The organism is Ruegeria sp. CDSB029 (assembly GCF_059611125.1).
Map to the genome: position 1 here is coordinate 139,090 of NZ_JBXWOX010000004.1, position 17,590 is coordinate 156,679.

At 56.8% G+C, this 17,590-nt stretch carries 15 protein-coding genes and 2 tRNA genes; 5 read left to right on the top strand and 12 right to left on the bottom strand.

Annotation, left to right across the window (positions count from 1 at the left end; genetic code table 11):
* Positions 1–111: 111 nt before the first annotated feature.
* Complete coding sequence (locus AC2FI8_RS06660) at positions 112–2,325, bottom strand: spermidine synthase (protein ID WP_496778025.1); 2,214 nt, start codon at positions 2,323–2,325, stop codon at positions 112–114.
* Between the two features lie 243 nt (positions 2,326–2,568).
* Here AC2FI8_RS06660 and AC2FI8_RS06665 point away from each other — a divergent pair, with 243 nt between their 5' ends.
* Positions 2,569–3,015: a DUF302 domain-containing protein gene (locus AC2FI8_RS06665; protein WP_496724353.1), complete on the top strand. Its 447-nt coding sequence runs from the start codon at positions 2,569–2,571 to the stop codon at positions 3,013–3,015.
* On the opposite strand, the gene hisA is transcribed toward AC2FI8_RS06665, so the two are convergent.
* Positions 3,016–3,735: a 1-(5-phosphoribosyl)-5-[(5-phosphoribosylamino)methylideneamino]imidazole-4-carboxamide isomerase gene (gene hisA, locus AC2FI8_RS06670; RefSeq protein WP_496778027.1), complete on the bottom strand. Its 720-nt coding sequence runs from the start codon at positions 3,733–3,735 to the stop codon at positions 3,016–3,018.
* A 134-nt stretch (positions 3,736–3,869) separates the two neighbouring features.
* Here hisA and AC2FI8_RS06675 point away from each other — a divergent pair, with 134 nt between their 5' ends.
* Positions 3,870–4,271: a DUF2147 domain-containing protein gene (locus tag AC2FI8_RS06675; protein WP_496772165.1), complete on the top strand. Its 402-nt coding sequence runs from the start codon at positions 3,870–3,872 to the stop codon at positions 4,269–4,271.
* 4 nt (positions 4,272–4,275) lie between these two features.
* Here the strand turns inward: AC2FI8_RS06675 and hisH are convergent, their stop codons facing one another.
* Together hisH and hisB are read right to left on the bottom strand one after the other, a co-directional pair.
* Positions 4,276–4,914, bottom strand: a complete 639-nt coding sequence (hisH, locus tag AC2FI8_RS06680; protein WP_496778029.1) for an imidazole glycerol phosphate synthase subunit HisH — start codon at positions 4,912–4,914, stop codon at positions 4,276–4,278.
* On the bottom strand, positions 4,915–5,502 hold the full coding sequence (gene hisB / locus AC2FI8_RS06685; protein ID WP_496778031.1) for an imidazoleglycerol-phosphate dehydratase HisB: 588 nt from the start codon (positions 5,500–5,502) through the stop codon (positions 4,915–4,917).
* A gap of 153 nt (positions 5,503–5,655) precedes the next feature.
* On the opposite strand from hisB, the gene AC2FI8_RS06690 reads away from it, so the two are divergent.
* Positions 5,656–5,895 (top strand): Lrp/AsnC family transcriptional regulator, encoded by a 240-nt coding sequence (locus AC2FI8_RS06690; protein WP_058274459.1) that lies wholly within the window; start codon positions 5,656–5,658, stop codon positions 5,893–5,895.
* A gap of 1 nt (position 5,896) precedes the next feature.
* On the opposite strand, the gene AC2FI8_RS06695 is transcribed toward AC2FI8_RS06690, so the two are convergent.
* The 4 genes from AC2FI8_RS06695 to AC2FI8_RS06710 all read right to left on the bottom strand — a co-directional run bounded on the left by AC2FI8_RS06695 (position 5,897) and on the right by AC2FI8_RS06710 (position 7,691).
* Complete coding sequence (locus AC2FI8_RS06695; protein ID WP_496778033.1) at positions 5,897–6,499, bottom strand: hypothetical protein; 603 nt, start codon at positions 6,497–6,499, stop codon at positions 5,897–5,899.
* Positions 6,500–6,554: 55 nt separating this feature from the next.
* The gene (locus tag AC2FI8_RS06700; RefSeq protein ID WP_496738051.1) at positions 6,555–7,421 is read right to left on the bottom strand and encodes a GNAT family N-acetyltransferase; all 867 of its coding nucleotides are present in this window, start codon (positions 7,419–7,421) and stop codon (positions 6,555–6,557) included.
* An 85-nt stretch (positions 7,422–7,506) separates the two neighbouring features.
* Positions 7,507–7,581, bottom strand: a tRNA-Gly gene (locus tag AC2FI8_RS06705).
* 35 nt (positions 7,582–7,616) lie between these two features.
* Positions 7,617–7,691: transfer RNA gene (locus AC2FI8_RS06710), tRNA-Gly, on the bottom strand.
* A 149-nt stretch (positions 7,692–7,840) separates the two neighbouring features.
* Between AC2FI8_RS06710 and AC2FI8_RS06715 the strand changes: the two genes are divergently transcribed.
* Positions 7,841–7,993 carry a hypothetical protein gene (locus AC2FI8_RS06715; RefSeq protein WP_496778035.1) on the top strand — a complete coding sequence of 51 codons (153 nt, stop codon included), beginning with the start codon at positions 7,841–7,843 and terminating at the stop codon, positions 7,991–7,993.
* 15 nt (positions 7,994–8,008) lie between these two features.
* Here the strand turns inward: AC2FI8_RS06715 and AC2FI8_RS06720 are convergent, their stop codons facing one another.
* The 4 genes from AC2FI8_RS06720 to AC2FI8_RS06735 all read right to left on the bottom strand — a co-directional run bounded on the left by AC2FI8_RS06720 (position 8,009) and on the right by AC2FI8_RS06735 (position 15,012).
* On the bottom strand, positions 8,009–8,392 hold the full coding sequence (locus AC2FI8_RS06720; RefSeq protein WP_496724367.1) for an MAPEG family protein: 384 nt from the start codon (positions 8,390–8,392) through the stop codon (positions 8,009–8,011).
* 76 nt (positions 8,393–8,468) lie between these two features.
* Positions 8,469–11,906 carry a pyruvate carboxylase gene (locus AC2FI8_RS06725; protein WP_496778037.1) on the bottom strand — a complete coding sequence of 1,146 codons (3,438 nt, stop codon included), beginning with the start codon at positions 11,904–11,906 and terminating at the stop codon, positions 8,469–8,471.
* 124 nt (positions 11,907–12,030) lie between these two features.
* Positions 12,031–13,188, bottom strand: a complete 1,158-nt coding sequence (locus tag AC2FI8_RS06730) for an alpha-hydroxy acid oxidase (protein WP_496778039.1) — start codon at positions 13,186–13,188, stop codon at positions 12,031–12,033.
* Between the two features lie 39 nt (positions 13,189–13,227).
* Positions 13,228–15,012: a sensor domain-containing diguanylate cyclase gene (locus AC2FI8_RS06735; RefSeq protein ID WP_496778041.1), complete on the bottom strand. Its 1,785-nt coding sequence runs from the start codon at positions 15,010–15,012 to the stop codon at positions 13,228–13,230.
* A 181-nt stretch (positions 15,013–15,193) separates the two neighbouring features.
* On the opposite strand from AC2FI8_RS06735, the gene AC2FI8_RS06740 reads away from it, so the two are divergent.
* Positions 15,194–17,590 carry an ATP-dependent helicase gene (locus tag AC2FI8_RS06740; RefSeq protein ID WP_496778044.1) on the top strand — a complete coding sequence of 799 codons (2,397 nt, stop codon included), beginning with the start codon at positions 15,194–15,196 and terminating at the stop codon, positions 17,588–17,590.

The following is a 17,590-nucleotide window of genomic DNA, read 5'->3' on the forward strand; positions in this document are numbered from 1 at the left end:
TTTTCCAGTGCCGTGAAGGCACCTTGAGGAAAACGGCGGGGTCATTTGAACCTTAAAAGCGAAATTTCTGCTGTTGGAAGAAAACGGTGTCTCACATTAGTGCGTTTGCTACTAGTCTTTGAGCAATATGAGCGCGGACAGCAAGTTTGCCTTATCGTCCGTCCACGGCTCACCCCCATCAGAAACCACAGACTGCCATTTTCCATTTTGGACAAACCCGTCGACTCTTCTCTGATCTGGGCTGACAATCACCACTTGGGAATCCGATGCGCCTAGTTCGTTTGCGCCCGGCTCAACCCGATGGAACTGTTTGGCCGCGTGGAACCCAAGTTTGTCTGCAATGCGCGAAAGCGGGTCGACCAGATCGTAGTACCGGTTGCTGATGTGAAAGACCAATATTCCGTCATCAGCCAGTCGCTCTGTATACATCCGCACCGCTTCTTCAGTGATCAGATGCACAGGAATAGCATCAGAACTGTATGCGTCCAGGACGAGAATATCGAAGGAATAATCTGTGTGCGCCAGGACAATGCGTGCGTCACCAAGGTGTGTTGGCGAATCTGGTGCGCATTCCGAGATGTAGGTGAAAAGGGAAGGATTGCGCGCCACTTGGTCAACCATGGCGTCGATTTCAAAGAATGCCCATTTCTGAGATGGAAGCTTGTAGCAGGAAAGAGCACCGACTCCGAGGCCGACAATACCGATGCTGTCGGCTTCTCGTCCAAACTCAGACGTTATGACCTGTGCCATTGGCCCTTTGGGATAGTAGTAAGACTTCGGCGTAGGTTTTTGACCAATTTCTGATTCCAACTGCAAACCGTGCAGTGTGGTCCCGTTTTGATACATTCTGAGGCCTGCCTCTGAGTATACCCTGTGCGTTCCAAAGAAGCTTCGATCCTGAAGCAACGAGTCCTTTTGCGGCCAAAGTACCGGCAGCATAAGTGCCGCGATGATGGCTATGATACGCGCAGGTTGATTACGGAACAGGATCAATGCACCCAACAGGATCGCGGTTGCGACAACCGCACGCAAGGCTCCATCTCCAAGAGGGTTTATGCCATCGATCCTGCCGAAGCACAAAAGGATCGGGTAGCTGACAAGCAGGCCAAATGCCAGATTCCTAGGTGTAACTGCGCCTTTCCCGATCAAGAGCAACCCGCCAGCCAAAATAAGCGTCATTTGCGCCTCGACTTCTAGGGCAAATGCGAAAGGCGCAATGACGGAATTGAACAATCCGCCAAAAGCACCGCCTATCGACAGTGCGATGTAGAACACTGTCAATTGCTCTGCCGGCGGTCTCATTTCATAAAGCAACCTATGTGCATACAAGGCGATTACGAATAGAATGGGAACGTACAACAAAAAGACGATGGGGTTCGTGTGATGGTCGATCAAGTTGGAAAATAGGACGACACCAATCGCCAGCGCCAAAATCATCGGGATGTGTAAGGATTTGACACTAAGCCAATTCAGTTTCGCAAAGGCGAATATGAAGGAAAGAAGGTAGGTCGCAAGGGGCACAACCCAGATAAGCGGGATTGAACCCAGATCCGTGCTGGCTTTCGTGGTAAAGGAAAGCATCAGGGATGAGGGTACAAAAGCGATCACAATCCATTTTGCAATCTGCTTCAGCTTTGGGGTGCTGCTCGCGAATTCACTCGCGATCGGCGCAAGGTCACTGTTCGATCCGCGTAGTGCAATAAGGCCACTTATCGCCATCAACCCACCAAAAATGACAAAACCGGCGGACCAAATTTTGCTGGTCGCACTGGCACCCAGAAGAGGGTCTGCCAGCAAAGGAAAAGCCAAAAGAGCCAGTAGTGATCCCACATTACTGGCGCTGTACAGGAAATAGGGGTCGTCTGCCGAAGGCCCGCCGGACCGTGAGTACCACGCTTGAAGCAACGGCGCATTCGCAGAAAGAACCGCAAATGGCAGGCCGACACCCAAGGCAAACAACTTAAGGGTTTGCAGTGCGGTCGAGCTGGATGCGTCATAGCTCCAGCCCTCGTTTATTGAGAGCGGCAGATACGTCAGCGCAGCCGCCCAAAGTACCAGATGAGTAACAAGCTGCCAGCGCAGAGGTATCCATTTCGTCAGCACATGGGCGTAAATGTAGCCCAAGATTAAAACCACTTGGAAGAACAGCATCGCGGTCGTCCAAACCGCAGGAGCGCCACCGATTTGCGGTAGGACCAGCTTGGCAAACAGGGGCTGGACAAAAAACAGAAGAGATGCGCTGACAAAAATTGTGACGCAAAAACTGAATATGATCGCAATTCTGAACCAAGAATTGTTCGAATATTCTGTGCTCGTAATACTCACGGTGGCAATCCCTGCTCGAGTTATTTTTCAAACTGCTACAGGCGAAATAAGACCAAGTTTGGGCCAAGCTTGGTAAAATATCTGTCAGAATGGGCTATTGTTCTCAAATGCGGGACGGTCTGCGCAGGTTGCTAAGCTGTGAGATTCGGGTGCGCGGCAAGGCTTCGCCGATGCCGGAGATGTGATTGCAAGTTCGCGAAAAGCTGAGACAATTTGGATGAAATTTACAAAAGGAAACCCGATATGCGAAATCTGATACTGGCAACAATTTTGACTTTTGGAGGGGCGATGTCTGCCATGGCTGACGACATCATCAAGGTAAATTCGAACAAATCGGTGCAAGAGGCGATGGACGCCCTGGAAGCTGCCGTTGGCAATGCGGGCGCGACCGTCTTTGCCCGCGTCGATCATGCGGCGGGTGCGGAAAAGGTTGGCCTAACCATTCCCGCCAATCAGGTTCTGATCTTTGGCAACCCGGCACTGGGTACACCCGCGATGCAGATTGATCCACGTGCCGGGCTTTTCCTGCCGCTCAAAGTGCAGGCATACGAAGACGAGACCGGGCAGGTCTGGCTGGCCTATGAGGACCCGAAAGAGACGATGGATGAGCTCGACGAAGTCGAGAAATCACCTGTCATCGAAAAGATGCGCGGTGCGCTTGCCAAGCTGACTTCGGTTGCGGCCGAGTGATCAGCTTAAGGCGCGAATGGCCTCGGAAAGGTCAATCGCGCCATCATAAAGCGCCCGGCCCGAGATCGCGCCGTCCAATGCCACGCCACAATCACGCAGGGCGATCAGATCATCCAGCGAACTGACCCCACCCGAGGCGATGACCGGGATTGACACCGCGCGGGCCAAATCTGCCGTTGCCCGGATGTTCGGCCCCTGCATCGCTCCGTCGCGATTAATGTCGGTATAGATGATGGCCGCAACGCCTGCGTCCTCGAAACTGCGGGCCAGATCGGTGACCTTCACGTTGGTCTCTTCGGCCCAGCCCTTGGTGGCCACCATGCCGTCGCGCGCATCGATGCCGACAGCAACTTTGCCCGGAAATTCCTTGGCAGCTTCACGCACCAGATCGGGGTTTTCGACGGCCACGGTGCCCAGAATCACGCGCGCCAGACCTTTGTCGATCCATGTCTCGATCGTGGACATGTCGCGAATGCCACCACCTAACTGCGCGGGCACGTTGCATTCCTTCAGGATGGCCTCGACCGGGACGGCGTTGACGGGTTCACCAGCAAACGCGCCGTTCAGGTCGACCAAGTGCAGCCATTCGCACCCTGCCTCGACAAAGACCCGTGCCTGCGCTGCAGGGTCGTCGTTGAACACGGTTGCCTTATCCATTTCACCACGCAGCAGGCGCACGGCCTGTCCGTCTTTGAGGTCGATGGCGGGGTAGAGGATCATGTCAGGCGGCCCTATATCTGATTTGTTCGCGCGGGATATCGCACATGCGGGGCGGGGGATGCAACGCGACGCCAAGTCAATCTTGCCGGAATTGCCCGACCGGGCCAGACTGAGCAGAAATAAGGGAGGAAATCATGAAGACATTCACACTTGCAGCCGGATTTGCGGTATTGGCAAGCGCTGCTTTTGCAGCCGATCCGGTTGACGGACTTTGGAAAACCCAACCAGGTGATACTGGCGGCTATCTTCACGTCTCGATTTCGGAATGTGGCAGCGCGATTTGTGGCACCATCGACACCGCCTTTGACAAAGACGGAAATGAGCAGCTGGAGTATGAAAACCTCGGCAAGCAGATCATCTGGGATATGGTGCCTGATGGCGGCGGCAGCTACGGCGGCGGTAAGATCTGGGCCCCGGACCGGGACAAGACCTACAGCTCGAAAATGACACTGGACAGCCAGAACAAGCTGACTGTCAAAGGCTGTGCTGTGGGCGGTCTCGTGTGTCGCGGGCAGGACTGGACGCGGGTTCAGTAACCGCTCAGGGCGTCCAGGTCAGGAAGTTCCCGATCATGCGCAGGCCCACGTCCTGACTTTTCTCAGGGTGAAACTGCATACCAACCATAGAGTCGCGGCCGATCACGGCCGTGACCTCCTGCCCATACTCCACATAAGCCAAACGCTGCGCCGGGTCGCTGACCCGGAAGTGGTAGGAGTGCACGAAATAGGCGTGATCTCCTGATTGCACTCCGGCAAAGACTGGGTGGTCGCTTTCCAAAACCAGATCGTTCCAGCCCATATGGGGCACTTTCAGCGCGCTGTCCGATGGTTCGATCCGCTCCACATCACCTGCAACCCAGCCCAGACCGTCGGTCTCGGAGTATTCATGGCCCTTTGAGGCCATCAGTTGCATGCCGACGCAGATGCCCAGAAAGGGTCGGCCTTTCTTTTCGACGGCCTCGATCATCGCGTCGTAGATGCCTTTGTGGCCGCGCAGCTCAGCCGCGCAGGCGGGGAAAGCGCCGTCACCGGGCAAAACCAACCGGTCGGCACGGGCAACAACGTCCGCGTCCGAGGTCACGACAACCTCACCCGCGTCCATCTCGCGCGCCATGCGCTGAAACGCCTTTTCGGCCGAGTGCAGGTTGCCGCTTTCGTAGTCGATAATAGCGGTAAGCATTTACAGCGCGCCCTTGGTCGACGGAATCGCATCCGCCTTACGCGGGTCGGTTTCGACCGCCAGACGCAACGCACGCGCGACGGCCTTAAACGCGGCCTCGGCAATGTGGTGGCTATTGAACCCGTGCAATTGGTCAATATGCAGCGTGATGCCGCCATGGGTGCTGAACGCCTGAAAGAATTCGCGCACCAGTTCGGTGTCGAACGTGCCGATCTTTGGGGTCGGCAGGTTCACGTTCCAGATCAGAAACGGGCGCGCGGACAAGTCCAGAGCGCAGCGTACTTGCGCGTCATCCATGGGCAGGTGGCACTCGCCATAACGACGGATGCCCTTCTTGTCGCCCAACGCCTGCGTCAGCGCCTGACCCAGCGCAATGCCGGTATCCTCGACCGTGTGGTGGTCGTCGATGTGGTAATCACCCTTGGCGCGGATCGTCATGTCGATCAGAGAATGGCGCGCAAGTTGGTCCAGCATGTGATCGAAGAACCCAACACCGGTTTGGTTGTCATAGGTGCCGGTTCCGTCAAGATTGACCTCGACCGTAATCTGGGTCTCGGAGGTCTGACGGCTGATCTTTGCGCTGCGCATGGGCGAATTCCTTTTGCTACAGGCGCGCTTATAGACGGGGATTGGTCGGCTTATCCAGACCAAGCGTTGCTTTCACTGCAATCTGTTGCAGGGGATTGCGCCCGGTGACGTGCCATGCCAGCCTGCCGGAAACTCAATCAACAGGTCCAAAACATGTCCACCTGCGTTTTCATTCAGATCCGCTGCACACCCGGCACCACCTATAAGGTCGCCGAAGAGATCGCGCTGCGCGAGATTCACTCCGAGCTTTACTCGACCAGCGGCGAATATGACCTGCTACTCAAGCTCTACATCCCTGAAACCGACGATGTCGGTCATTTCATCAATGAAAACCTGCTTGTGATCCCGAATATCGAGCGTTCGCTGACCACTATGACCTTCAAGGCGTTCTGAGTCAGGCCGAAGCGTCGGACACGGAACCTTGTGGCGCGGCACATGCCAAAATCGCGCCATTGCGCGCCTGCTGATCAGTTGTTCCTGCCCGGAGCAACTGATGTACACCGAACAATACCATCAGCGGAATGCCAAGCGAGACCAGATAGTTTTCTCCGGCCAATTGCGACCAAACCACACCGAAAGCGCAGACAATCAGCAAAACGGCAGAGTGTGTGTTTCTCTGTTTTGCCCCGTTGGTCTGATAGTTCAGGAAACCGTTCGTTCTGAGAACCGTCAAAATGGCACCCGTCAAGAAAACGCTCATAAGAACGAGGGTCGCGATGTTCCCGGTCAAAATTGTCGCCGTGTCGCGATAGCCAAGCAAGATCAGGCATTCGATCAGTGGCGTGATAGCCACCATGAAGAGATTGATACCAAGTAAAATGGGCTGTGGACGCAGCGTTTTCCTGACATAGGTAACGCAAACCGAGGCGGCCAGAACCGTGCCGACCCACCCAGCCAATCGCATATCATCCGTGGCCCGAAACAAAAGCATGAAAACCACGCCCGGCAGATTCTCAAACATCTCAAGCAGCAATCGCTTTTGGGTATCGCTGGGCATTCAGTAGATTTCCTTTTTGCAATTGCGCTTTTGGAATGTCGAGTGTGGGATGAAATTACCCCAATTCGAATGTAGTGATGCCGTAAATCCGGTCCAGATCAATGTCCGGTGCGTGGCTGGAATACATGCGGCCAGTTTCAAACACTTTGGTCAAACCCAACTGTTGCGCCATTGCCATAGCATGCGCGTTGGGGTTGGGCATGTCGATGAAGACCTCTGCATCCATCTGATCGGCGGGAAGTGTCGCCAGCAGCGACACCAAAAGGGCCTCTGCGATCTCGGGATTGTTCGCAAACAGGGGGCCCACCTTGTACCCGCTCAAACACCGCCGCAGGGTTGCATAGCCCTTGATCTGACCATCTTCTTCGAAGACGTGAGAGACGTGGCTGGGCGCGCCGAACCAAGCGTGAAGAAACGTGTCGCGCGGGGCAGGGAACAAGCCCCGGTCATACGTTTTCAGTTGATCCGTCAGGGCGCGTAGGGGTGTGATCTGATCGTGAAGGGACCGGCCCAATTGGTTTAGAATCTCACCGACCGTGCCCGAAAAACGATAATTGTCATAGGCCAGCTCGAACCCGAATTTGCGATAATTGTCTTGCTGTTCGACAACGCCATCCATGCCCATGTTCCGGTGCTGGCAATGCGCCTTGACCGCCTCGGCAACCTGTAACCCATATCCCGATCCGCGATACTCGGGTTGCACGATATAGAAGCCTAAAAACGAGTAGTTATCGTCGTAATTCACAGCGGACGCAGAGGCGATCATCTGCCCATCCAGAAATCCACCCTTGAATCCTTCTGGGTCCGAACTGCGGAAACAAACCGCATCGTGCAGGCCCGGGTTCCACCCCTCCTGACCGGCCCAGTCGACGGCGGTTTGAACTTCGTTTTCTGTCAAAGCGCGAATAACATATTCGGGCATCGGCGGACCTCTGTCGTGATTGCGTGCCATTCGAGAATGCCGCAACACCAGACAAAGAACCAGCATGTTCAGAGAGGTTTGTATCTGGAGCGGGCGAGGCGATTCGAACGCCCGACCCTAACCTTGGCAAGGTTATGCTCTACCCCTGAGCTACGCCCGCATCAGATACATATTTTCGACCTTTCGGTCTCTCAATGGAGCGGGCGAGGCGATTCGAACGCCCGACCCTAACCTTGGCAAGGTTATGCTCTACCCCTGAGCTACGCCCGCGCCGTTGAGTGAGGAGGGATGTATAAATTCCCAGGCATGCCTGCAAGCGGAAAAAGCAAAAAAGAGGAAAATTCTTTGCGACGGAAGCCCGCCTCTTAACCGTTCGAGAACCAGAGCATCCAAGAATAAGAACGGTGGAGGTGACAATAATGGCGTATATTAAGGACCTGAAGATGGCGGCCCTGGCAGCGATGATTTTGCTGGCTACGGCGGTGTCTGGCAAAGGTGAGGATCGAAAGGGCGATGTCGAATCAATTTTTACGGAATCCCCTCGAATCGAAACGCGGATTTTGGCGGGGTAATCCCCGCCATCCCGTTCACAGCGCCATCAAAAGGCTGGCTATCGCCGCAACCACAATCACGGCAAAGGTCAGCAACATGCCGATCTGGCGCAGAATGACAATCTGCGGTTTGCGGCCGAACCCATAGGCATGCAGCACGCGCCCGGCCAGAATGCCAAGGCCCAATAGATTGACCAGCCAGCCACCGGCGCCCTGCAGCTCGACCATGGCGATTAGTAACAGGGCAAACGGTGCATATTCGGCAAAGTTGGAATGCGTGCGCATCACTTTGAGCATGTCGGTGTTGCCACCATCGCCGTAAGAAATCTTGTCGCCGCGGCGCTGCAGGATGACCCGCACACTGAGCGCGACATAGAGAAGTGCCAGCAATGCGGCATAGACTGGGGTGATGGACAGCATGGTCTGCTCCTTTCAGGATCAAAAAAGGGCCGCCCGGTTCCCCGAACGGCCCTTGTTCCCGAAAAGGTTAGGTCGTTTATTCCAGTTCGACCAGTAGGTCCTTTGCGTCAATCTGGCTGCCCGGCTGAACGTGCACCGCCGTGACCGTCGCATCGCGCTCGGCGTGGATGCCGGTTTCCATCTTCATCGCTTCGATGGTCAGCAGCATGTCGCCTTCCTTGACCTCCTGGCCCGCGGTCACGGCAACGGTGGCCACCACGCCGGGCATCGGCGCGCCGATGTGGTTGGGGTTGCCTGCCTCGGCCTTAGGGCGAGACTGCGTGGTCGAGGTCACCAGACGGTTTGGAACCCGGATCACGCGCGGTTGGCCGTTGAGCTCAAAGAACACTTTGACCTCGCCCTTTTCATCGGTCTCACCGATGGCCTGACAGCGAATTTCCAGCGTTTTGCCGGGGTCGATCTCGGCCGTGATCTCTTCGCCCGGTTCCATGCCATAGAAGAAGGTGCGCGTGGGAAGTGTGCGTACTGGTCCGTAAGCCCGGTGACGCCCCATGTAGTCAAGGAACACCTTGGGATACATCAGGTAGCCGTTCAGATCCTCATCATCGACTTCCTTGCCCTCAAGCTGTTTGGACAAGTCCGCCCGGGTCGCCTCCAAGTCGACTGCTGGGACGTCTTTGCCGGGGCGATCGGTGTTGGGGGCTTCATCCTTGAGCACCTTCTTGACGATGGTGTCGGGGAAACCGCCCGGAGGTTGACCCAGATTGCCGCGCATCATGTCGACCACCGAGTCGGGGAAGGCCACATCTGTATTCGGGTCTTCGACCTGTTCACGGGTCATGTTCTGGCTGACCATCATCAGCGCCATGTCACCGACCACTTTGGATGACGGTGTCACTTTCACGATGTCGCCGAACATCCGGTTCACGTCGGCATACATCTGAGCGACCTCGTGCCAACGTTCTTCCAGCCCCAGCGAACGCGCCTGCGCCTTGAGGTTGGTGAACTGACCGCCGGGCATCTCGTGTAAGTAAACCTCAGAAGCCGGAGCCTGCAGACTGGATTCGAAGGCTGCGTACTGGCAGCGAACCGCTTCGAAATAGTCGCTGATTTCACGTATGGCCTTGATGTCCAAGCCGGTATCGCGCTCGGTATGGCGCAGCGCTTCGACCACTGTGCCCAAAGTCGCCTGTGATGTGTTGCCACTAAAGCTGTCCATCGCGCAATCCACCGCGTCCACACCTGCCTCGGATGCGGCCAGGATGGTCGCGCTGGCGATGCCGGCTGTGTCGTGTGTGTGGAAGTGGATCGGTAGCCCCACCTCCTCCTTCAGTGCACGGATCAAGATGCGCGCCGAGGCTGGTTTCAATAGCCCCGCCATGTCCTTGAGGCCAAGTATATGAGCACCCGCATCGCGCAGTTCTTTCGCCATGCCGACATAGTATTTCAGGTCATACTTGGCGCGATCCGGGTCCAGAATGTCACCGGTGTAACAGACGGTGCCCTCACAGATTTTACCGTTCTCAACCACGGCGTCCATCGCGACGCGCATATTCTCAACCCAGTTCAACGAGTCGAACACACGGAACACATCGATGTTCTGCGATGCCTGACGTACGAACTCTTGCACAACGTTGTCAGGGTAATTGGTGTAGCCGACTCCGTTCGCACCGCGCAACAGCATCTGGGTCATCAGGTTCGGCATCGCTTCGCGGAGGTCGCGCAGACGCTGCCAAGGGCATTCTTGCAGGAACCGATAGGCCACGTCGAAAGTTGCACCGCCCCAGCATTCGACCGAGAACAACTGCGGCAGGTTAGCTGCATAGGTTGGCGCGACCTTGATCATGTCGATCGACCGCATCCGGGTCGCCAGCAAAGACTGGTGGCCGTCGCGCATGGTGGTGTCGGTAATCAGAAGCTGGCGCTGCGCCTTCATCCAATCAGCAACGGCTTGCGGGCCTTTTTGTTCCAGCAGGTTGCGTGCGCCCATCTGCGGTTCGGACTTCGGTGCCGGGGGCTTTGCGTCTTTCAGATCGGCGCGTGGTTCGGGGCGGTCTTTGGTTTCGGGATGGCCGTTCACCGTAATGTCGGCGATATAGGTCAAAACCTTGGTGCCCCGGTCGCGGCGGCGCTTGAATGAGAACAAGTCCGGCGTCGTGTCGATGAATTTGGTCGTATACTCATTCGACAGGAAAGTCGGGTGCTTCAGCAGGTTGATGACAAAGTCGATATTGGTGCTGACGCCGCGAATACGGAACTCGCGCAGGGCGCGGTCCATCCGGGCAATCGCCGCTTCGGGCGTTGGTGCCTTGGCGGTCACCTTGGTCAGCAGCGAGTCATAGTACCGCGTGATCACCCCGCCTGCATAAGCCGTACCACCGTCCAGACGGATGCCCATGCCGGTAGCCGAGCGATACGCAGTGATGCGGCCATAGTCGGGGATAAAGTTGTTTTGCGGATCTTCGGTAGTGATCCGGGTCTGCAACGCGTGGCCGGTCAGATGCACGTCTGCCTGGCTGGCAGCACCCGTGGCTTCGGCTAGGGTTTTGCCCTCGGCGATCAGGATCTGAGCCTGAACGATGTCGATACCGGTGACTTCTTCAGTAACCGTGTGTTCGACTTGCACGCGCGGATTCACTTCGATGAAGTAGAACTTGCCGGTTTCCATATCCATCAGGAATTCAACCGTGCCTGCGCATTCATAATTCACATGCGCGCAGATTTTGCGGCCCAGCTCACAGATCTCGGCGCGTTGATCTTCGTTTAAGTAAGGGGCAGGGGCGCGTTCGACAACTTTTTGGTTCCGGCGCTGGACCGAGCAGTCGCGTTCGTACAGGTGATAGATCTCACCATGCTTGTCGCCTAAGATCTGCACCTCGACATGGCGGGCGCGGATAATCATTTTCTCCAGATAGCCCTCGCCATTGCCGAACGCGGCTTCGGCTTCGCGACGGCCTTCCAGAACTTTCTCTTCCAGTTCATCTTCTGACAGGATCGGGCGCATGCCGCGTCCACCGCCGCCCCAGGAGGCTTTGAGCATCAGAGGATAGCCGATTTCCTTCGCTTCGGCGCGAATCGCATCCATGTCATCGCCCAGCACCTCGGTCGCCGGAATCACCGGCACACCTGCCGCGATGGCCACGCGGCGTGCGCTGGCCTTGTCGCCCAGTGCACGCATGGTTTCGGCTTTGGGGCCGATGAAGGTGATGCCGTTCTGAACGCAGGCATCAACAAAGTCCGGGTTCTCGGACAGCAAGCCATAGCCGGGGTGGATCGCATCTGCTCCGCACTCTTTAGCGACGCGGATGATCTCATCGATGCTTAGGTAGGCGGCAACAGGCCCCATGCCTTCGCCGATGCGATAGGCCTCGTCCGCCTTGAAGCGATGCAAGCCCAGCTTGTCCTCTTCGGCAAAGACGGCAACGGTGCGTTTGCCCATCTCATTGGCGGCGCGCATCACGCGGATGGCAATTTCGCCGCGGTTGGCGATCAGGATCTTGTTGAAATCAGTCATGTCGGGTCCCGGTCCTACTTGTTTGGCCGTGTTGATAGGCGGACAATACGCGTACGTATATCAGTCGTTCTGGGTAGAACCGGCATGTTAACGCTCGCAAACGCCCCCTGTTAGCGCTATCTTTCTAATAGCGCTGCATCGCGGCATGAACAAGCGGTGTAGTGGGCGGAAGGTGATTCAGCGACTCGGCGCCCAATTGGCCCATGTTTGCGTGCATGTCCTGCCGCAAAATGTCGACGAGGTGGGCAGGGCCTTTGGCACCCAGGGCGGCGAGGGCATACATGAAGCCGCGCCCCATCATCACGAAATCGGCGCCAAGGGCCTTAGCACGCAATATGTCCAAACCACCTTCGACCCCACTGTCGAAGATAAGGGGCAAGTCCGTAGCCGCACGGATGGTGGGCAGGGCTTCGATGCTGGCCGGGGCACCATCAAATTGTCGACCGCCGTGATTCGAAAGCCAGAGAGCGTCCACTCCCGCTTGCTGCAACGGTTCGGCATCTTCAGGACGCTGGACGCCTTTCACGATCAGCGGGCCATCCCAGGCATCGCGCAGCCAGTGCACATATTCCATATCCGGGGACGTCCGCAGCAGGTACCCAACATGGGCTGTCGGGGGCAGGTTGCTGGAGTTGTCCGTATACTTGTCCAGTGTCCGCATCCGCGGCGGCCCGCTGCGCGCTATTCCGAGCGCCCATTCCGGCCGCATCGCGATCTGGGCCAGAAGGCGTGGCGTCAACCGCGGTGGATTGGTCAGACCCGAGCGTGTTTGGCGCTCGCGCCGGGATGCAACCGGGACGTCTGCCGTCATCACCAGCGTCGTAAAACCAGCGTTCCGAACCCGATCCAGCAAGTCCTTGCGAATGTCCGGGTCCTTTGGCGGATAAAGCTGAAACCACGCGTTGTCACCCAGATGCGGCGCGACGTCCTCGGGGCTTTGGCAGGCAACGTTGGATAGGGTAAAGGGCAGACCGGCGCTTGCGGCAGCGCGGGCAAGATGGGCTTCGGCATCAGGCCAAATCAGGCCTGCCATACCGATCGGGGCAACGCCGAACGGTAATGGGTAGGTCTGACCCAGGAACTCGGTCGAAGTGTCAAATTCCAATGGTCCGTGCAGGATAGACGGCAGGAAACCGACGCGGTCCAATCCCTCGCGATTGCGGCGCAGCGTGGCTTCAACCCCGGTTCCGCTGTCCAGATACTCCCAGACAAAGTGAGGTATCCTGCGCTGGGCGCGGTGTTTCAGATCGGCGATGCCGGGAAAGCGACTATGAAGGTCCATGGGGATTGATCGGACCTAAGGTGCGATTCGGCAAGGATTTTAAGCCGTCGATTGCCCGCTAACGGCTTTTATTGGCTTTTTGAGCTTTGAAATCTGCCGTGTGCCATCCTCGCTGCCGGCGACCTGAACTTGATTGCGACCTTTATCCTTTGCCGTATACAGCGCATCATCGGCGGCGCGCATCAGATCCTGCGGCATAGTGCCATGCGCCGGATAATGCGAAACCCCAACCGAGATCGAGATACGGGGCAGGGATTTCTCACCGTAGCGCACCGCGACGGCCTCGACCGCTTGCCGCAATTGCTCAGCCCGCGTGATCGCGTCGTCCGACGTGTTGTCGGGCAGGATCAGCATGAATTCTTCGCCACCTATGCGACAGGCAACCTCGTCCCGGTCGCAGCTCTGTTCCAAAGCGGCACCAACTGCACGCAACACCATGTCACCGGCATCATGCCCATGGGTGTCGTTGAACTTTTTAAAATGATCCACATCCACGGCAATTAGGCTGAGCGGTGCGCCGGTTTGCTGACTGCGATTGATGGATTTGCGCAGGGTTTCAAGCATATGCCGCCGGTTGAACAGCCCGGTCAACGGGTCCCGGACGGACTGGTCATGCAACTGATCGCGCATCCGTACATTGGCAATCGCCATGCTGATCTGTTCGGCGCTGAGCTGTGCCAGCTTTTTACTCGTGTGAAACGCCTCATCTGTACCCTCAAGGGCGCGGAGGTGCAGAAGGCCGACCGTTTCCCCATGCGCCAGTATCGGAAAGCAGAAATAAGGTCGCCCGTCATGTGGTTCGGCGTGTTCACAGACAAAGTCGATCTCGGACGCGCCGTATTCATAGGTTCGGCCACGCCGAAGCCCCCAACACCCTTCGGGATGGATGTGCGCCTTATGGGTCCCGCCATTCCAACTGGCACAGCCATCCAGGACGTCGCGCGAGTTGGAATACACGTAAACGCTGCCCTCAGCCTCGGGTAGGATATGGGTCATGAAGCGCGAGACCATATCGAACAGCTCGTCCAAGGACCGGCTGGATTGCAACCACTCGTTCAATTCGCCTAACAATCGTACTTCGCGGGCCAGGCGCAGCTGATCTTCCATCAGATCACGCTCTTTGGCGGATTGTTTTTGCAGGGCCCGCAATTGCAAGCGGTTCGCCCGGTAGCTGGCAAAGGACACGGCAACAAGCGCAAGCAGGGCGATGCCACTTAGAACGGTCAAAGAAATCCTAAGCCGCGTGATGAACGTGGTGCGCAAGTCGGAGATATCAGTAAAGAATTCAATGGCGCCTATAAAACGCCCATTCTTGGCCACGGGCATAAAAACTTCGGCAACATGGTGCTGCGTTGCGTTCAGGATATTGTCCGTATGCAGATCAAGCCCGTCGATCTCGGACAGTGGAACTACTTCCTGAATGTAGTGAATCATTCCTCTGGCAACGTCGCTGCGAAAGAAATCACGGTTTTCAACACTGCCTACCTCTGTCGGACGAGTCGACCAGGTGACACGCCCATTCGAGTCAAGCAATTTGAAGCGGTAAACATCAGAAGCTTCGGGCATCGCGGCCAGAAATTCGGCGTCATGCGCATCAATCACGCCGGTCTTAAGCGCGCTCTCGGGGTCCTCCAGATGCAAGACGACGCGGCGCTTCCACAGTTCGGCTTGCTTGAGAATGTCGACCTTTAGCATCCTGTCGACCAGCGGCGCAGGCAATTTGTAAATTCCCCAGCCGCATCCAATTGTCAGAGAAATCAGCAACATGCTGATACCGATCCATTTCAGCCGGTGATTTACGGCCCCCCGATTATCCTGAGTCATACCTTCGCGCTCCCACAGCAATTTACTGATCATCGCGGCGGGTGTTTTACAGATGGTTAATGAAACCGTTCTCAGTCCAAGTCGCTTGATTAGAATTGATCGTAACAGAGCATCAAAAACTGTGCGAACAAGGCGTGAACAAACCCTTTCCCTCGGCCAACATCCAGCGTAGTTTGGCAAGATGAGCAGTTTCGACGAAATGGACGCCTTTGAGGGCGCATCCCTGTCCGCGCGCGCCATGGCCGCGCGCCCTATGCCTTATCTGGACGAGCTGAACCCGGCGCAACGTGACGCGGTCGAGCGACTGGATGGGCCTGTCCTGATGCTGGCAGGCGCAGGTACGGGCAAAACCAAGGCACTGACCGCGCGTATCGCGCATCTGCTTAGTATTGGGCGTGCGCGCCCGAACGAGATCTTGTCGGTGACATTCACCAACAAGGCCGCGCGCGAGATGAAGAACCGCGTGGGCCGTTTGTTGGGGCAACCAGCCGAGGGGATGCCTTGGCTGGGCACGTTCCACTCGATCTGCGTCAAGCTGCTGCGGCGGCACGCGGAACTGGTCGATCTGAAATCAAATTTCACCATTCTGGATACGGATGATCAGTTGCGGCTGCTCAAACAGCTGATTCAGGCGGCCAATATCGATGACAAACGCTGGCCTGCGCGCATGTTGGCCGGAATCATTGATGACTGGAAGAACCGGGCGCTTACGCCCGACAAGGTGCCTGCTGCCGATGCCGGCGCCTATAACCACAAGGGAATTGAGATCTACGCTCAGTACCAAACCCGGCTGCGCGAGCTGAACGCGGTGGATTTTGGCGACCTGCTGTTGCACATGGTCACGATCTTCCAGACCCATCCGGATGTGTTGGAGCGATATCAACGTTGGTTCCGCTACATCCTTGTGGACGAATACCAGGATACCAACGTTGCCCAATATCTGTGGTTGAGGTTGCTGGCTGGGGCGCACAAGAACATTTGTTGTGTGGGAGATGACGATCAGTCAATTTATGGCTGGCGCGGGGCCGAAGTGGGCAACATCCTGCGGTTTGAAAAGGATTTTCCAGGGGCTTATGTCGTTCGGTTAGAGCAGAACTATCGCTCGACCCCCCATATTTTGGCGGCTGCGTCCAATGTCATCCGTGGCAATGAGAGTCGGCTGGGTAAGGAATTGTGGACCGATGCGCAGGACGGTGAAAAGGTCCGCCTGATCGGTCATTGGGATGGCGAGGAAGAGGCGCGCTGGATCGGTGAAGAGATCGACGCGATGCAGGGGGGAACGCGTGGTGCGCGGCCCTTTAATCTGGATGAAATTGCGATTCTCGTGCGGGCCAGCCATCAGATGCGCGCGTTTGAGGACCGTTTTCTGACCATCGGTCTGCCCTACAAGGTCATAGGCGGCCCACGATTCTATGAGCGGATGGAGATCCGCGACGCGATGGCCTATTTCCGGCTGGTGGTCAGCCCCGGTGACGATCTGGCATTCGAGCGGATCGTGAATACTCCGAAACGCGGGCTGGGTGACAAGGCGCAGCAGACGATTCAGATGACGGCGCGGGAAAATGGCGTGTCGCTGGTCGATGGCGCCCGGATCGCTGTCGATAATGGGCTGATCAAAGGCAAAGGCGGCAAAGCACTACGCGAGTTGATCGACGGGTTGGCGCGTTGGAACGCGATGACGCGCGGGCCCCGGATCGAAGTCGATGATGATTCTGTGATTGATGACGGCTCCGCTCCGATGCGGTTTGGTGAGCCCGAGGTCTCACATATCGAACTGGCACAGATCATATTGGACGAATCCGGCTACACGGCACACTGGCAGAACGAAAAAACACCCGAAGCTCCGGGTCGGTTGGAAAACCTCAAGGAATTGGTCAACCAGCTGGACAACTTTGAGAATCTGCAAGGGTTTCTTGAGCATGTCAGCCTGGTCATGGACAATGAGCAAGAGGGTGACGGGGCCAAGGTTTCCATCATGACGCTGCACGCGGCAAAGGGGCTTGAGTTTCCGGCCGTGTTCTTGCCGGGGTGGGAAGACGGGCTGTTCCCGTCACAAAGGTCGATGGACGAATCCGGGATCAAGGGCCTCGAAGAGGAGCGGCGACTGGCCTATGTGGGCATCACACGCGCGGAAGAGATCTGTACGATTTCTTTTGCGGCCAATCGTCGGGTGTTTGGTCAATGGCAAAACGCGATGCCGTCGCGGTTCATTGACGAGTTGCCCGAAGATCATGTCGAAGTTCTGACGCCGCCGGGGCTGTATGGGGGTGGCCAACCGACTGCCGGTATCGAAACCCGTGCGGCCGAGGCCAATGTCTATAACTCGCCCGGTTGGCGGCGGTTGCAGGCCCGGCAGGGGCAGTATGGAACGTCCCAACCCCGCGAAAGCCGCAATACGGTGATCGACGCGACTGCTGTTGCCAGTTTCACCCTTGGCGAGCGCGTGTTTCATCAGAAATTCGGCTATGGCGCGGTGATCGGCATCGAAGGTGACAAGGTTGAGGTCGATTTCGAAAAAGCTGGATTGAAAAAAGTGGTTTCTCGCTTTCTGTCCGCCAAGGATGATGTGCCGTTCTAA

What these genes read in the sequence shown, in the direction of transcription:
- AC2FI8_RS06665 (WP_496724353.1), top strand. Translation starts at nt 2,569, where the DNA reads ATGCGAAATCTGATACTGGCAACAATTTTGACTTTTGGAGGGGCGATG.
- hisA (WP_496778027.1), bottom strand. Translation starts at nt 3,735, where the DNA reads ATGATCCTCTACCCCGCCATCGACCTCAAAGACGGACAGGCCGTGCGC.
- AC2FI8_RS06675 (WP_496772165.1), top strand. Translation starts at nt 3,870, where the DNA reads ATGAAGACATTCACACTTGCAGCCGGATTTGCGGTATTGGCAAGCGCT.
- hisH (WP_496778029.1), bottom strand. Translation starts at nt 4,914, where the DNA reads ATGCTTACCGCTATTATCGACTACGAAAGCGGCAACCTGCACTCGGCC.
- hisB (WP_496778031.1), bottom strand. Translation starts at nt 5,502, where the DNA reads ATGCGCAGCGCAAAGATCAGCCGTCAGACCTCCGAGACCCAGATTACG.
- AC2FI8_RS06690 (WP_058274459.1), top strand. Translation starts at nt 5,656, where the DNA reads ATGTCCACCTGCGTTTTCATTCAGATCCGCTGCACACCCGGCACCACC.
- AC2FI8_RS06695 (WP_496778033.1), bottom strand. Translation starts at nt 6,499, where the DNA reads ATGCCCAGCGATACCCAAAAGCGATTGCTGCTTGAGATGTTTGAGAAT.
- AC2FI8_RS06700 (WP_496738051.1), bottom strand. Translation starts at nt 7,421, where the DNA reads ATGCCCGAATATGTTATTCGCGCTTTGACAGAAAACGAAGTTCAAACC.
- AC2FI8_RS06715 (WP_496778035.1), top strand. Translation starts at nt 7,841, where the DNA reads ATGGCGTATATTAAGGACCTGAAGATGGCGGCCCTGGCAGCGATGATT.
- AC2FI8_RS06720 (WP_496724367.1), bottom strand. Translation starts at nt 8,392, where the DNA reads ATGCTGTCCATCACCCCAGTCTATGCCGCATTGCTGGCACTTCTCTAT.
- AC2FI8_RS06725 (WP_496778037.1), bottom strand. Translation starts at nt 11,906, where the DNA reads ATGACTGATTTCAACAAGATCCTGATCGCCAACCGCGGCGAAATTGCC.
- AC2FI8_RS06730 (WP_496778039.1), bottom strand. Translation starts at nt 13,188, where the DNA reads ATGGACCTTCATAGTCGCTTTCCCGGCATCGCCGATCTGAAACACCGC.
- AC2FI8_RS06735 (WP_496778041.1), bottom strand. Translation starts at nt 15,012, where the DNA reads ATGACTCAGGATAATCGGGGGGCCGTAAATCACCGGCTGAAATGGATC.
- AC2FI8_RS06740 (WP_496778044.1), top strand. Translation starts at nt 15,194, where the DNA reads ATGAGCAGTTTCGACGAAATGGACGCCTTTGAGGGCGCATCCCTGTCC.